We start from the raw sequence: 15,981 nt of genomic DNA, 5'->3' as shown, positions 1-15,981 counted from the left end.
TGCTAGGGGGTTTTTGCCCCTATTTTGCTAACAAAACTAAAAACAAAACCCCAGCTTCCAAAGAGACTGGGGCTTTAATGCGTATTAAAATATTTTTATTCCATATAGAGCATGTATTACGGGCACGCCCTAGTCACTTCTCGCTCAATAAGCGATCATTTAGTCACCCTTAACAATTTCTGGCGGACCTTCTAGTAGCTCTTCATCCGCAAACTCATTGGCGGTATTGTGCTCAATCGACTCATCAGTGATAAAGCGCTGTTCGGCACGATACAGTATCAACTCATCACGGTTGAACCCACGTATCATGGCATACAACATGACAAATACCACGATAGCAAAGGGAAACCCTGCGACGATAGCCGCCGCTTGCAAGGCGCCAAGCCCGCCCGCTGCCAATAAAATAGCTGCTACCAGACCTTGCATAATGGCCCAAAACAAACGCTGAATCTTAGGCGGATTGGTATCGCCGCCAGCAGTCAGCATATCAATGACAAAGCTGGCCGAATCTGATGATGTCACAAACCACAGTACAATCATCAGAACAATCAACATCGTCGTGGCTTTGGTAAATGGATAAAACTCCATCAGCTTAAAGATAGCGCTACCATAATCGTTTTGTACCACCTCGATAAACCCAGGGTTACCGAGCAGCTCCATGTCTACTGCGACACCGCCAAAGGTCGTGAACCAGAAAAACAAAATAATCATCGGAATAAATAACACGCCGAGCAAAAACTCACGAATGGTACGACCACGAGAGATACGCGCGATAAACACCCCAACAAATGGTGACCAGCTGATCCACCATGCCCAGTAAAATATCGTCCATGAAGACTGCCAATCACCTTTACTATAGGCCTCACTCCAAAAGCTGAGCTGGACGATGTTTTGTATATAGTTGCCGGTGTTTTCGACCAAGCTGTCCATGATGTACTGTGTGGGCCCCATGATAAAAGCAAACCCTAACAACACAAAGGTCAAAACAATATTGGTATCACTTAGGCGTTTGATACCCTTATCCAAGCCCATTAGCAATGAGCCGCAGGCAAGCATGGTGATAAAGGCAATTAAGATAACCTGCATGGTGACAGAATTAGGTAAACCAAACAACCCCTCTAGTCCAGAGTTAATCTGAAGTACGCCAAAACCCAAGGTAGTAACCACGCCAAACATGGTACCAAAGACCGCTAGTGTATCGACCGTATGTCCCCACTTGCCATAGATCTTTTGGCCCAATATCGGGTAGAGACTAGAGCGAATCGATAGAGGCAAACCACGGCGAAAGTGAAAGTAAGCCAATGACAACGCCACGATGGCATAAATGGCCCAAGCGTGTATCCCATAGTGCAAAAACGAGATATTCATCGCTTGTTTGGCAGCCTCTACTGTCTCAGCCTCACCCAGTGGCGGCGCCATAAAGTGATAGACAGGCTCTGCGGTGCCCCAGTACATGATACCGATACCGATACCCGCTGAAAACAGCATACCTATCCAAGATGGCAGGCTATATTGCGGGGTTTCGGTTTGATGACCTAAGCGGATATCACCGTATTTGCTAAAGATTAAATACAAACACAGCACCACGGCCACGTTCATCAGAATAATAAACATCCAACCAAAGCGGTTGGTGATAAAGCTTTGTGCACTAGTAAATATCGTATCTGCTAGCTCTTGAAACAAAGCGCCGAATATAATAAACCCCACAATCAATATTGCAGACGCAATAAATACCGGTTTATTTACTCGCGGAAAAGGCCCTAAGCGACCTATTTTGAGTTCACTCATCTTAGTTATCCAATATGTTAGGGTGAGTTACCTTAACAATATGTTACCCATTTATCAAACCTCGCCCTCGATTGTTAAGTTTTGATACAAAAAAATAGCCTTGAACTCTCAGAGCTATTGCGGCATGACTGTTTAATAGGTGACTTAACACGGTGAATTAACACTGTTTTTCGCGGCGCTAGCCTGCACATAAACACTAGTCACCTTTGACAATCTTTGGCGGACCCTTTAGTAACTCTTCATCGACAAACTCATCAGCGGTATTGCGATCGATAGACTCATCCGTAATATACTGCTGCTGCGCGCGGTACAAAATCAAGCGATCACGGCTCAAACCGCGCCATAACGAATACATCATCACAAAGATGACCAATGCAAATGGCAGACCTGCAACGATGGCAGCGGCTTGTAATGCGTCCAATCCACCTGCAGCCAACAAAATCGCCGCGATTAAACCTTCCATCGTCGCCCAAAACAAACGCTGAATCTTGGGCGGATTGGTATCGCCGCCAGCAGTCAGCATGTCGATGACAAAACTGGCCGAGTCAGAGGAAGTCACAAACCACAGGACAATCATGATGACGATCAACAACGTAATTGGCTTGGTCAGTGGGTAGTACTCAATCAGTCTAAAAATTGCACTGCCGAAGTCTGCATTTACCGCGTCGACCAATCCTGGACTCACCAAAGCGGGATCAAGGGCGGCGAGCAGCTCCATATGGATGGCCACCCCGCCAAAGGTCGTAAACCAAAAAAACAAAATCGTCATGGGAATGAGCAGCACGCCAAGGGTAAACTCACGAATGGTACGACCACGGCTAATACGCGCGATAAACACCCCAACGAACGGCGACCAGCTAACCCACCATGCCCAATAAAAAATCGTCCAGCTACTTTGCCAATCGGTATTGCTATACGCCTCGCCCCAAAAGCTCAGTGGCACCATCGCGGCCAGATAGTTTCCGACGTTTTCAAAAAAGCTATCAAAGATAAATAGTGTCGGGCCCAAAACCACCATAAACGCCAGTAGCAAGCCTGTCAGACCCATATTGATATCACTTAAGCGCTTGATACCTTTATCAAGGCCCAACATCAGCGAACCACAAGCCAGCAGCGTGATAAAGGCAATAATGGCAAACTGCACACCGACACTGTTAGGAAAACCAAATAGGTTTTCGAGGCCTGAGTTGATCTGCATCACCCCCAACCCCAGCGAAGTGACTACCCCAAACATCGTGCCAAACACCGCTAAAACATCGACAGTATGGCCCCAGCGTCCATAGATTTTTTGCCCCAATATCGGATACAGAGTCGAGCGTATAGACAGCGGCAACCCCCGTCTAAAGTGGAAGTACGCTAAAGATAGCGCCACGATGGTATAAATCGCCCATGCATGCAGCCCCCAATGCAAAAACGAGAAGTTCATCGCTTGCTTGGCCGCCTCCACGGTCTCAGCCTCACCCAGCGGTGGTGCCATAAAATGATATAATGGCTCGGCGGTGCCCCAATAAACCAGCCCAATACCGATACCTGCTGAAAACAGCATACCTATCCAAGAGACCAAGCTATATTGCGGACGCTCCGTCTGTTTACCCAAACGTATATCACCATAACGACTCGCGATCAGATATAGGCAAAATACCAGCGCCACGTTCATCAATAGGATAAAAAACCAACCGAAGTTGGTGGTGATAAAGCTTTGTAAAAACCCAAATAGAGCGCCTGCCGCTTCTGTAAAGAGCGCCCCAAATATAATAAAACCAACAATCAAAATACTTGATGTGATAAAGACTGGCTTATTGACCCTTGGGAAAGGCCCCATTCTTTCAACTTTTACGTCATTCATCCGTTAATATCTCACCTCCTAAAGAAGCCTACCTTAACAAACCAACCTTTATTTATCAATTCATTACACAATTTCACTCAACACACCCTAAAGAGGTTGCCGACTGACCAACTGTAACAGCTTGGCATCCTTGCCGTCTTCGAGCAGCCAAACTCGCCCATCGACGGCCAACACACTACGCACCCGCTCCCCCATATCGTACCGATAGCGCTCACCTGCCTTCTTACTGCCATTGTTGCTGTCAAGGTGCACCACCATCAGCGCTTGTGAAGACAAGCCACTGATAAGCGCATGCCCTTGCCATGCAGGAAAGTCGTTATGACGGCCAGATGCGTAAATGCTCATTGAGGACGGTGAGATAACAGGCGTCCAAGTGATGTGAGGCGCAGCAAAATCAGGCCGCGTATCATGATCAGGAATATCAGTCCCATTATAATTGCGGCCGTTTGAGACGACCGGCCATCCATAGTTACGACCTTTTTTGATCAAATTAAACTCATCACCGCCGCGCGGCCCCATCTCATGCGCCCAAAGTCTGCCTGCATCGTCAAATACCATACCAAGGACATTGCGATGACCTATCGACCAAAACTGCTTGGCAATCTCGTACTTATCATCGGTAAACGGGTTGTCCTTTGGCACAGAGCCATCTGGATGTAGCCGTATGATTTTTCCCAAGTTGCCACTCATGTCCTGCGCGGGGGCTTTTTGTTGGCGATCACCCGAGCTGATATATAGATACTGACCATCAGGGGAGAAGAGCAAACGATGGCTATAGTGGCCTTGACCGCGTACCTTTGGGGCTTGCTCCCAGATAGGCATCAGCGCTTGTAAGCTTGGCGTCTCAGTATCCAGCCCCGTTAGTGCCGCTTTGATAACTTTTGCCCCAAACTTGCCCCTATCGCCGCCTGTACCTGCCTCAGCATAGCTGAGATATATCTGCTTAGAGGTAAAAAAATCAGGCGCTAGGACAACGTCACCCAGACCGCCCTGCCCGCCATACGCTACTTTTGGTATACCCGCTACGGCTGTCTTGCTACCCGTGGCAGTATCAACGACAAACAGCTCGCCGGTCTTTTGGGTCACCAAGAGCTTGGGGGACTGATTATCCGCCGTTGGTAGTGCTGTCATTGCCCAAGGCTCATTAAAGCTGGCGAGCGCTTTTGTATCAAAGATAGGTCTTTCGGTATTGGCCGCCAAATCGCGCGCTGCGGCTTGGCCGTCCTTGTATTCTGTCAGATCGGCATCGGTATTGACGGCTGCAGGATTGGAGCATGCAGAGGCACTAAACAGCAGTGACGCTACCACGAGCGATAGTAGCCACGGCGTTTTTATTCTTTTTTTAATAATAATCATCCTGATTTACCTCCTTAATCTTGCCGTCTTTTTATGTGCTTTATCATTATTTATACCACAATCAAGGTGTGTAAACGGTAAATAATGTTGGCACAAAAAAAACCCCTTACCTGACCATATAAAAATAGGCAGATAAGGGGTTTTGGATTTTTCATTAGCTAGCAGAGACCGCTAAACTAACTCAATGAAAAACAAGCGCTTGATTTAGCTCATTCTGAGCTTATCAAATGTCAGCTGATCATCTGCGCCGACATCGACTTTGATGATATCACCTGCGACAAAGTCACCAGCCAATAGCTTTAATGACAGTGGGTTTTCGATCTCTTGCTGGATCGCACGTTTTAGTGGACGCGCGCCATAGACAGGATCGTAACCGACAGCGACTAGTTTGTTCATCGCATCGGCTGACAGCTCGATATCCATCTCACGCTCTTGGATACGCTGACGTAGACGCTGCAACTGAATGTCAGCAATACCAGCCATCTGCGACATGCCAAGCGGATGGAATACCACAATCTCATCGATACGGTTGACAAACTCTGGGCGGAAATGCTGTCCGACCGAATCCATCACCTCAGACTTGATGTCTTCATAGCTCTCGCCGACCATCTCTTGGATTTTGTGTGAGCCTAAGTTACTGGTCATCACAATCACTGTATTTTTGAAGTCGACCACGCGGCCTTGTGAGTCGGTCAAACGTCCATCGTCTAACACTTGTAGCAAGATATTAAACACATCAGGATGCGCTTTTTCGACCTCATCAAACAATATCACGCTATAAGGCTTACGGCGTACCGCTTCGGTCAAGGTGCCGCCTTCTTCATAACCGACATAGCCTGGAGGCGCGCCCACTAAGCGGCTGACGCTGTGTTTCTCCATATACTCACTCATGTCGATACGGATGATGGCATCCTCACTATCAAACAAGAAGTTGGCCAGTGATTTGGTCAGCTCAGTTTTACCAACCCCCGTTGGTCCAAGGAACAAGAACGACCCTGAGGGACGATTCGGATCCGATAAACCAGCTCGGCTACGGCGCACCGCATTGGCAACGGCTTCGACCGCTTCATCTTGACCGATGACGCGCTCATGCAGCTTGTCTTCCATCGCTAGCATTTTGTCACGCTCGCCTTGTAGCATTTTGCTGACAGGAATTCCCGTCGCGGCTGCCACCACCTCTGCGATCTCGTTATCCGTGACTTTATTACGCAGCAGTTTGGCACCGCCATTATCACCTGCCAGCTCTTTTTGCTCGGCCAAATCAGACTCTGTAATACGGCGCTCAAGCTGCGGAATCGTCTCGTACTGCAGCTTACTCATGGTCTCGTAGTCGCCTTCGCGGCTGGCCTTGTCATAAGCGATACGCGCTTTGTCCAGCTCGTCTTTTAGCTGCTGAGAGCCTTTAACCAGCGCTTTTTCCGCTTGCCAAACCTCATTGAGATCGGCGTACTCTTTTTCTAGCTCCTCGATTTGGCTATCAAGCACTTTACGCTCTGCTTGTGCGCCGGCATCTTCTTCGTTTTTGAGTACTTCTCGCTGCATTTTTAGCTGAATCAGACGGCTATCTAGCTTACCGAGCGCTTCAGGCTTGCTGTCCATCTCCATGCGCAGGCGACTGGCTGCTTCATCAATTAAGTCAATCGCTTTATCAGGCAGCTTGCGATCGGTGATATAACGATGGCTCATGCGCGCTGCCGCAATAATCGCGCTGTCTTGAATATCGACACCGTGATGCAGCTCATAACGCTCTTTTAGACCACGCAAAATCGCAATGGTGTCTTCAACCGTTGGCTCATCGACCAGCACTTTTTGGAAGCGGCGCTCAAGCGCGGCATCTTTTTCGATGTATTGACGATACTCGTCCAAGGTCGTCGCGCCGACGCAGTGTAGCTCACCGCGCGCCAGTGCAGGCTTTAACATATTGCCTGCATCCATCGCGCCTTCTGACTTACCAGCGCCGACCATGGTGTGCAGCTCATCAATAAATAAGATGACGTTGCCTTCTTGCTTGGCCAAGTCACTTAGCACCCCTTTGAGACGCTCCTCAAACTCACCGCGGAATTTTGCCCCCGCAATAAGCGCGCCTAAGTCTAACGACAGCACTTCCTTACGGCGCAGTCCTTCTGGCACATCGCCATTTATGATTTTTTGCGCCAAGCCTTCGACGATGGCTGTCTTACCGACACCCGGTTCACCGATGAGCACGGGGTTATTTTTGGTGCGGCGCGAGAGCACCTGAATGGTACGGCGAATCTCTTCGTCACGGCCAATGACAGGGTCTAGCTTACCCAGCTCAGCCTGCTCAGTTAAGTTGATAGTATATTTGTTTAGCGCATCACGCTGATCTTCGGCATTTTGATTGTCCACCGTCTCGTCTCCACGTAACTTTTCGATCACAGCCTTTAACTGACTGGCTGTCACGCCTGCATTTTCAAAGATTTTTTTGGTCTCGCCTTGTTCAGCAAGTGCCAATATCACCCATTCAGTGGCAATAAAGTCATCACCTGCCTTCTGCGCTTGGCGATCGGCTAGGTTTAAAATCTTCACTGAGTTTGGGTTTAGGTTGACATCACCTGTCGGCTCGCTAATCGTTGCTTGATTATCGAGCGCCTTGGCAACGCCGTTTTTTAGCGCTGGAATAGACGCGCCGGCCTGCTGACAGATAGATAAGTTAGACTCATCTTGTAGCAATACGGCCAGCAAATGCACAGGGTCTATGCCTGTGTGATCACGTCCTAGAGCCAGGCTTTGCGCCTCGGAGATGGCCGTTTGCAGCTTTTGGGTAAATTTCTCAAATCTCATCGATTTATCCTTTGATATTTCTATATGTTATTGGTCAAAATGGCAGCAGACTGTTATAAGTATTAGACTCGCCTACTCGCCTTTAGTTGATATTTATATAGGGTATAGTACCTTGTATTTCAAGGTATAAACCAGAAAAACCTTACTAATAGCAATGATATAAACTTATCCTTATTCATAAGGTTTTATACCGTGCGCTTCAAGACATCACTTCTTAAAAAAAAGCCGTTATACACATGGTCGTATGGTCGCCAAGTAGGAGTTTATTCCACGATTTCGATCGGTGTATCGATGGCAACTAATGCCATAATTTCATCCATCTCATCGTTGGTCACCGCGATACAGCCATTCGTCCAATCACGCTGCTGGTTGAGCCACGCCAAATGACCAAAGCCATTCATCTGACCGTGAATCATAATATCACTGCCTGGATTCACCCCTTTATTTCTAGCACGCGCAGAGTCGGTGGCATTCGGGTAGCTGATATGAATAGAGCGATACGCAATCGAATGCTCATTTTTATAGTCCAAAGTATAATCACCAGTCGGCGTACGCTCATCGCCTTCTTGTTGTTTATGTCCGACTGGATTATCCCCTAACGCAATGGCATAGGTTTTGATGACTGCGCCTTGACTCATCAGCTTGAGTACGCGCTCGGACTTATCGACATAGACTTTGTCAATCGTGATATTTGCAAGGTCAGTTTGATGGCCTTTGTCAGAGTGATTTGCTGCAGCGAGCGCTTTGTAGCCTGTCAGGCCGGCCCAGCCAGCGCCGAGCAAAATAAGCATCGCCAAGGACAGCAGGATGATTTTTTTGGGGTATAAACGAAAAAATGACACAGTCTTTGCCTTTTATAATCCACCAGTAATGGGTTTTTATAAAATAACAAAAATTTGTGTCAAATATGTGCAAAAAGTATGAATACGCTAAAAGCGCGATTACACCATGCGAATCGCGCCATCAAGGCGAATCACTTCGCCGTTTAGGTAGGCGTTATCAATGATATGAGTGACCAATTTGGCAAACTCGTTTGGAGCACCCAAACGCTTAGGATACGGCACACCTGCTTCTAACTGTTCACGCGCCTTTTCGGGAATGGTATCCATCATCGGTGTGGCAAATACACCAGGCGCGATGGTCATGACTCTGATGCCGTGGCGCGACAGCTCGCGTGCAAGCGGCAAGGTCAGCCCGACCACCCCAGCTTTTGATGATGAATAGCTGGCTTGCCCAACTTGTCCATCAAAGGCGGCGATAGAGGCGGTATTGATGATAATACCGTTGTCTGCGTTTGACGCGTCAGCGCCTGCTGCCACGCGCTTAGCGATGCTAGCCGCTACCAAACGCGCGACGTTAAAAGACCCCACGAGATTGATATGAACCCCGCGGCTAAACGCCTCGAGATCGGCAGGTGTATTTTCACGATCGAGCAGCTTTTGTACCACCGCAATGCCCGCACAGTTGATAGAGCCTTGCAGACCACCGAAGGCTCGTTCGGCCGTGTCTACTGCTGCTTGCACCTCCTCGCCGCTGGTGATATCACAGCGTACAAAACGGCTATTTGCGCCCAGCTCATCAGTCAATGCCTGTCCTGCCGATTCATTTAAATCGGCGATGACCACCTTGCCGCCTTGAGCGACGATCGCCCGTACCACGGCTTCGCCAAGGCCTGATGCACCGCCCGTTACCAAAAAGCTGTGTTGTTCAATTTGCATAATCCTTCCTTTTATTTGTCTGGTATTCTTTGCATGGTAGTCTTTATATTGTACGGAAAAATATTTGAGACAGTGCATGATGCAGTGCTCATCTTAAGCTAATATAGCTAATAAGGCGGCGACTGACGTACAGTCGCCCTTAATATGGCCGCGTCTTGATATCGTCGCGTTTTTCTTGGCTTATGCCGCAGACAAACTACGCAGCAAAAAGCGCTGAATCTTGCCACTTGGGGTCTTGGGCAATGCTGCCACAAACTCAACGTCACGCGGATAGGCGTGTGTCGATAGACGCTTGCGTACCAGGGCTTGTATTTCTTTGGCCAGCTCATCTGAGCCTTCGATACCGTCCTTTAGTACCACATACGACTTGATGGTATGACCGCGCACTTCATCAGGTACGCCGACGGCAGCCGACTCTGCCACCGCATCATGCTCCAGCACGGTGTTTTCGACATCAGTCGGCCCCACACGGTAGCCTGCGGTGATGATAATGTCATCATCACGCCCTGAGAACCAATAGCTACCGTCACTATGACGTTCGACCACATCGCCTGTTAGGTAGTAATCACCGACAAAGGCGTCTTTTTCATTCCAGCTATAACCACGGAAATAAAACGCGGGCGACTGACTGACCACCACTGCCAGCTGGCCTTGCTCACCATCAGGCAAGACATTCATGTCATCATCCAACACGACGAGGGTATGCCCTGGAAGCGCCATACCCATTGAGCCGACAGGACACTCATGGGTCAAAGCATGGTGCTCGCAGCACGTCATTCCCGTCTCAGTTTGTCCATATTGATCACAGACTTTGCAGTTTAGATAGGTCTCCACCCAGTTGACGACCTCGGTATTTAGGGTCTCGCCTGCCGAGTTGGCGCAGCGTAGGGATAGCGCGGCATCGCTATCGTCATGCGCCCGCTCAAACACGCCGCTGGATTTCATCATACGAAAGGCAGTGGGCGAGGAGGCCAAATTGGTAATCTTATGACGCACCATAAAGTCGCGCGTGTTTTCTGCATCAAATCCTGACTCATTAAAATGGGTGGTGATGCCCATCAGCAACGGCCCTGTAATGGCATAATACAACCCATAGGCCCAGCCAGGATCGGCCATATTCCAGTAATTATCATCGGCGCGCAAATCGATGGCATAACGCATATATAGATAAAAAGCCGAGAGCGCGCTGAGAGGGACGCTGACGCCCTTAGATTTACCGACGGTCCCAGAGGTAAACATCTGCAAAAACGGCGCATCTGTCTCCAAGAGCACAGGCTCCGCTGTAGATGACTGCGCTGCTACCACCTCCTCATAAAGATCGTCACCCCAGCCATGGTCCTGCTGGCTATCGTTGCCGCCCACCAAGACCATTTTGGCTTGCTCAGCCAAATCCTCAAACTTGCCGCGGTTCTCAAGGTTGGTAAATACCACTTTGGTATTGGCTTTATCCATACGGTACTTGATCGACTCATAGCCAAAAGCGGTAAATAACGGCTGATACACGGCACCAATACGCCATGTCGCCAATACAATAGTCAGCAGCTCAGGTGTGCGCGGCAGCATGGTCGCCACTTGATCGCCAGCTTGCACGCCATACGACTGGAGCAAGTTGGCAACGTGACCACTGGCCTTATCAAGCTCAGCGAAACTTAGGCGCGTGACGTTGCCTGCTGTGTCTTCGTGTACAAGTGCGAGATGCTCACCCCGCCCATCACGCACATGGCGCCCGCAGCAGGCCATGTAGGCATTTCGCTGGTCGTCCAGATGCTCGCCATATATTTCGGTCAATAAGTTATTGATATTAAAGTTTTGATAATAATCGCGGTAGTGTTGGCGCGTATCGGTGTGAGTTGTCGTGGGGGTCGATGAGGTAGTCATAAGCCAATCCTTTAGCACTTGCAGGTCATTGATGACAAGTGACAACAGCGGCGCATGACATCATGGGTAAAAATGCTCATGAATCAAAACACCACTGTCTCACTTGTAAAACCGCCCTATCCTATGGGCGGTTTTTATTGTCTATACGCTATTAGTAACGCATTTTACTTATTATTTCAATACATAGCGTATCATTTTTATATTATTTCTTTATGTAGTCACGACCGTTCAGCGCAATTGCATGTGACTTATCATCGCCATAGCAGGCTTATGCGACATAGCGTCTCATTGCTAAGCTCACAGGTTATTGCCAAGTACACAGGCAGCTTAATAGCGCTTTTTCTTCACAGCTTTGGTGCTTTTTGCTACGGCCGCGTCGGGCGTTTTTGTATGCTTCAAAAAACTGACCTGCCAAAAACCGTTCGATAAGCATCGGATGAATATAAGAAGCACGGCATACCGCTGGCGTATTGCCAAGCTCTTCGGCCACGCTCTTCACCATATCGGTAACCAGCTGCTGACGCGCCTTGCTAGCAGGAGCGCTGGCTAAGACTGTCCGGCCCGCCGAGGTCTGCAGCTCATCATACAGATAGCTCGCTGCCAGTACACTGGCCATCCAAGTACGAAAGTCCTTTGCACTGTACAATCTGCCCGATGTAAGATCCTCCAAGTCATCGCTGCTCGGCTGTTTGTGCGCCTCTGTATCCGCACACAGATGACGGCGCAAGTAGTCATTGACATCGCTGCTATCCACAACTTGCTTGTCACCATTTTCATCTAAATATTTAAAAATCTGATACCCTGGCAGCTCACTACAGGCTTGCACAATCTCAATCAAGCGCTCGTCTTGTAGCTCGATATGGTGCTCTTTGGCACTTTTGCCGACAAAGTCAAATGCCAGACCGTTATCCGTCTCGCTCACGTGCTTACTGCGCAGCGTACTCAGGCCATAGCTTTTATTCATCTTTGCATAGCGGCTATTACCGATACGAATGAGGGTAGTTTCCAATAACTTGACCACCGCGGCTAATACATTGGCGCGTGATAGCGGCGCTGCTTCTAAATCTGTCTCAACTTGCGCCCGCAGCGTGGGCAACGCGGTCGCAAACCCTATCATCGCGGCAAACTTGGCGTGATCGCGCACGCGATTCCATTCGGGATGATACAAGTACTGCTTGCGCGCTTTGTCATCGCGGCCTGTCGATTGCAAATGCCCTTTTTCATCTTGGCATATCCACACCTCTGACCACATCGGCGGGATGACTAGCGCCTCAAAGCGCGCGCGAAGTTTTTTGCATTTGACCGTGTTGCCGATGGCATCTTTATAAGTAAAACCGCGACCCCAACGCCTGCGCGTAAATCCCGGCTCATCGTCGCTGACGTAACGCAGGTTTGCCAAGCGTGCTAAATGTTCATAATCATGGCGTACATCTTGCGGGGTTGTTTGCTGGTCTAACTTCGCCATAAAAAATACTCGATTGATAAAATAGACGCTTTAGCATAATGAATTGCAGTTATTTTTGCTGTTTGTTTGCCACAAGCAAAGTGTAATTGATGTGTAAATAGCCGTCCAATTACCATAAAAAAAACGCCAAGCATTTAATACTTAGCGTTTTTTATGGCTAGTGTCAATATGACGACGACAAATCTAAAAAGCTTTATTTACCATAAGTGCATAAATAAGCGGTCTCAACCTCAACTTTGACTTGAAATTTTTTATCCGCTTCAATAGTAAACTGTTGACCGGCGTCAAAGGTCTGCCATTCGCTACTTTCTGGCAGTTTAACGGTCAACGCGCCGCTCACCACACTCATGGTCTCAAACTCACTGGTGCCAAATTCATACTCCCCAATTTCCATCACGCCGACAGTCGCTGGCAGAGTAGCTGTCTGAAAGGCGATCGACGTGATTTTATCGTCAAAATAACTATTTACGCTTGGTATAACTTTTCCTTAAGTAATGGTGTTTAAAATGTGTTAATAAGCCTTATAGTCCAGATTTAAGGCTGGCTTCAATGAATTGATCGAGATCACCGTCGAGTACCGCGCTGGTATTAAACGTCTCAACGCCAGTACGCAAGTCCTTGATACGTGAGTCATCGAGCACATACGAGCGAATTTGACTGCCCCAGCCGACGTCAGACTTATTGTCTTCGACCGCTTGCTGTTTTTCCATACGTTTTTGCATCTCAAGCTCATAAAGCTTGGCACGCAGCATTTTCATGGCAGTGGCTTTGTTGCCATGCTGGCTACGCTCGTTTTGACACGTGACCACCACGCCAGTTGGCTCGTGGGTAATACGCACCGCAGAATCAGTGGTGTTGACGTGCTGACCACCCGCGCCCGATGAGCGGTAGGTATCGATACGCAGATCGGCTGGATTGATATCAATCTCGACGTTGTCGTCAATCTCAGGCGAAACAAAAACAGCGGCAAACGACGTATGACGGCCATTGTTGCTATCAAATGGTGACTTACGCACTAGGCGATGCACACCAATCTCGGTACGCAGCCAGCCAAACGCATAATCGCCTTTGATCTCGATCGTCGCTGATTTAATCCCAGCGACGCTACCAGACGACACTTCAATGACCTCGACCTTAAAGCCATGCGACTCCGCCCAGCGCGTATACATCCGCAGCAGCATCTCAGCCCAGTCTTGTGCTTCGGTGCCGCCACTACCCGACTGAATGTCTAAATAGCAGTTGTTTAGGTCCATCTCGCCGCTAAACATCCGGCGGAATTCTAAATCTGCCACACGTTCTTCAGCATCGTCGAGCTCTGCTTGCACATCGCTCAGTAGTGACTCATCCTCTGCTTCTACTGCCAGCTCGAGCATGGCAGAGGCATCTGCCAAGGTAGTCTCAAGCGATATCACCACATCGATGACACCATCAAGCTGACTTTTTTCTTTATTAATCTTGGTCGCGCGCTCAGGATCGTTCCATAGCTCGGGGTTTTCTAATTCCAAATTAATTTCTTCTAGGCGCTCTTGCTTACCATCGAAGTCAAAGATACCTCCGAAGGTCCTGTCCTCGCTCAGATAAGTCTTTGATTTTTTCTTGATACGGATTGATTTCCATAAATAGTCCTGTTTTTTGCTAAAAAATAAAGGTCGCACTCGGGCGCTATTTTAAATGAGATTACGGTTACATAATGGATTAATTGTGCGCTGCCTGGTAGCGGCTCATTGACCAGCCTCAATCGACCAATCTTCGACCGCCCAGCGATGCGCCAGCGCATGAGCATGCAGCGCGTCATCAGGAGACACGCAGACTGCGACGTCCGCCCATTCTAGCAGCGGGATGTCGTTTTTAGAATCTGAATACGCATAAGTTTTTTCAAAACGAACGCCAGCGAGCTGCTGCTTATTTAACCACTTATCGAGATGATAAATCTTACCTTCTTTAAAGTTTGGCTTGTCGGTGAGCTTGCCGGTATAGCGGGCGTCCTTTATCTCAAGCGGCGTCGATAATACATTGCCAGCCTCGACCCCAAAACGCTTTGCGATGGCAGACACCACAAAATCATTGGTCGCGGAGATTATCACCACATCATGCCCTTTTTCCACATGCTGACAGAGCACCTCCATTGCTTTTGGGCGGATGTGCGGCTCGATCTCAGACTTGATATAGTCTTCGCGTAACGCGTGTAGCCTCTCCATCGGCAAGCTGCTCAAAAACTGGGCGACAAACTCATTGTACTCAGTGGCATCGAGCGTGCCTTCGATATAGTCCTGATAAAACTTTTGATTGGCCGTACGATATTCGGCCTCATCGACCAGATTGTGCTTGACGATATACTCGCCCCAAAGATAGTCGCTATCGACATCGAGCAAAGTATGATCCAAATCAAAAAGCGCCAGTTCTTTTGCTATCGGTTGTGCTGCCTGCATAATAAAACCTTATGGTGATTTATAAAAACGATGATTGGTAAAGAAGGGTTAAAAGTTGGGTGATAGTTGGTGGCACCCCATCTTCCATGACTCGGTAATATTTGGTGAATATTACTGTTTAGTAAACAAAATTATGCTAACTTTATAATAAAAACAGAGAACCTTATGAAAACGCCCAATCCCCAGTCCACCACCGCTCGTCGACCGAGACGCCCTGCCCGCTCTATCAAAGAGATTAGACGGCGGCAACGAGGAGAGGATTATCAGTCTCCGATGGCACGTATCTTATATGCGCTCTTGACAGCTTTGCTGTATGGCGCTGGCGGATTATTTATCGATCTTGCTATCGTCGTGATTCGCTCTTTATTCAATCTAGGCACGGGTGATATTTTTTGGTTGTTTACGCCCATCCTGCTGGTTTTGGGTGCCATTATTGGGTTTTTTGTCGGCAAAAACGCAGGTGCCGAGAGCGTCAATGCCTTACACAATCCGCAAGCTGGCAATAACGCTTATCTCGACGACTACTCTATACGCCATGATATCTTTCGAGGTCTGATGATCGGTATTGCTATCTTTGCGGTTATTTGGCTGGTCATGATGCTCATGACGTAAATACGCGCAACCACAATATCAGCGACGATAAGACGAACAAAGGATAAGGTGAGAAACGACAAAATGAGCCACTCATATCCGCCATTT

At 48.4% G+C, this 15,981-nt stretch carries 12 protein-coding genes; 1 reads left to right on the top strand and 11 read right to left on the bottom strand.

Annotated elements, in window-relative coordinates; all coding sequences use genetic code 11:
* Nucleotides 1-159: 159 nt before the first annotated feature.
* From CAP50_RS05255 to CAP50_RS05205, 11 genes are all read right to left on the bottom strand, one after another.
* Complete coding sequence (locus CAP50_RS05255) at nucleotides 160-1,788, bottom strand: BCCT family transporter (RefSeq protein ID WP_075101144.1); 1,629 nt, start codon at nucleotides 1,786-1,788, stop codon at nucleotides 160-162.
* Between the two features lie 196 nt (nucleotides 1,789-1,984).
* Nucleotides 1,985-3,634: a BCCT family transporter gene (locus tag CAP50_RS05250; RefSeq protein WP_075101143.1), complete on the bottom strand. Its 1,650-nt coding sequence runs from the start codon at nucleotides 3,632-3,634 to the stop codon at nucleotides 1,985-1,987.
* 87 nt (nucleotides 3,635-3,721) lie between these two features.
* Nucleotides 3,722-4,990 (bottom strand): PQQ-dependent sugar dehydrogenase, encoded by a 1,269-nt coding sequence (locus CAP50_RS05245; RefSeq protein ID WP_075101142.1) that lies wholly within the window; start codon nucleotides 4,988-4,990, stop codon nucleotides 3,722-3,724.
* Nucleotides 4,991-5,194: 204 nt separating this feature from the next.
* Nucleotides 5,195-7,792, bottom strand: a complete 2,598-nt coding sequence (gene clpB, locus CAP50_RS05240; RefSeq protein ID WP_075101141.1) for an ATP-dependent chaperone ClpB — start codon at nucleotides 7,790-7,792, stop codon at nucleotides 5,195-5,197.
* Between the two features lie 263 nt (nucleotides 7,793-8,055).
* On the bottom strand, nucleotides 8,056-8,634 hold the full coding sequence (locus CAP50_RS05235) for a L,D-transpeptidase family protein (RefSeq protein WP_075101140.1): 579 nt from the start codon (nucleotides 8,632-8,634) through the stop codon (nucleotides 8,056-8,058).
* A 99-nt stretch (nucleotides 8,635-8,733) separates the two neighbouring features.
* A complete protein-coding gene (locus CAP50_RS05230; protein ID WP_075101139.1) occupies nucleotides 8,734-9,510 on the bottom strand; it encodes an SDR family NAD(P)-dependent oxidoreductase in 777 nt (258 codons plus the stop codon).
* Between the two features lie 180 nt (nucleotides 9,511-9,690).
* Complete coding sequence (locus tag CAP50_RS05225; protein ID WP_075101138.1) at nucleotides 9,691-11,388, bottom strand: AMP-binding protein; 1,698 nt, start codon at nucleotides 11,386-11,388, stop codon at nucleotides 9,691-9,693.
* 304 nt (nucleotides 11,389-11,692) lie between these two features.
* On the bottom strand, nucleotides 11,693-12,853 hold the full coding sequence (locus CAP50_RS05220) for a DNA topoisomerase IB (protein ID WP_075101137.1): 1,161 nt from the start codon (nucleotides 12,851-12,853) through the stop codon (nucleotides 11,693-11,695).
* A gap of 193 nt (nucleotides 12,854-13,046) precedes the next feature.
* Nucleotides 13,047-13,331 (bottom strand): pyrimidine/purine nucleoside phosphorylase, encoded by a 285-nt coding sequence (ppnP, locus tag CAP50_RS05215; protein ID WP_075101136.1) that lies wholly within the window; start codon nucleotides 13,329-13,331, stop codon nucleotides 13,047-13,049.
* A 43-nt stretch (nucleotides 13,332-13,374) separates the two neighbouring features.
* Nucleotides 13,375-14,470, bottom strand: a protein-coding gene (gene prfB / locus CAP50_RS05210; RefSeq protein ID WP_100749257.1) for a peptide chain release factor 2 whose coding sequence is annotated in 2 segments (ribosomal slippage) — nucleotides 13,375-14,397 and nucleotides 14,399-14,470 — 1,095 coding nt in all. Because the reading frame shifts where the segments join, the coding sequence is not laid out codon by codon here.
* A gap of 104 nt (nucleotides 14,471-14,574) precedes the next feature.
* On the bottom strand, nucleotides 14,575-15,282 hold the full coding sequence (locus CAP50_RS05205) for an HAD family hydrolase (protein ID WP_075101135.1): 708 nt from the start codon (nucleotides 15,280-15,282) through the stop codon (nucleotides 14,575-14,577).
* A 165-nt stretch (nucleotides 15,283-15,447) separates the two neighbouring features.
* Here CAP50_RS05205 and CAP50_RS05200 point away from each other — a divergent pair, with 165 nt between their 5' ends.
* Nucleotides 15,448-15,894 carry a hypothetical protein gene (locus tag CAP50_RS05200; RefSeq protein ID WP_153045425.1) on the top strand — a complete coding sequence of 149 codons (447 nt, stop codon included), beginning with the start codon at nucleotides 15,448-15,450 and terminating at the stop codon, nucleotides 15,892-15,894.
* Nucleotides 15,895-15,981: the final 87 nt, after the last annotated feature.

Origin of the sequence: Psychrobacter sp. L7 (assembly GCF_002810365.1) — a bacterium.
GTDB classification, from domain to species: Bacteria; Pseudomonadota; Gammaproteobacteria; order Pseudomonadales; family Moraxellaceae; genus Psychrobacter; species Psychrobacter celer.
The sequence above is the reverse complement of the archived record's forward strand: the minus strand, read 5'-3'. Positions and strand labels throughout refer to the sequence as shown.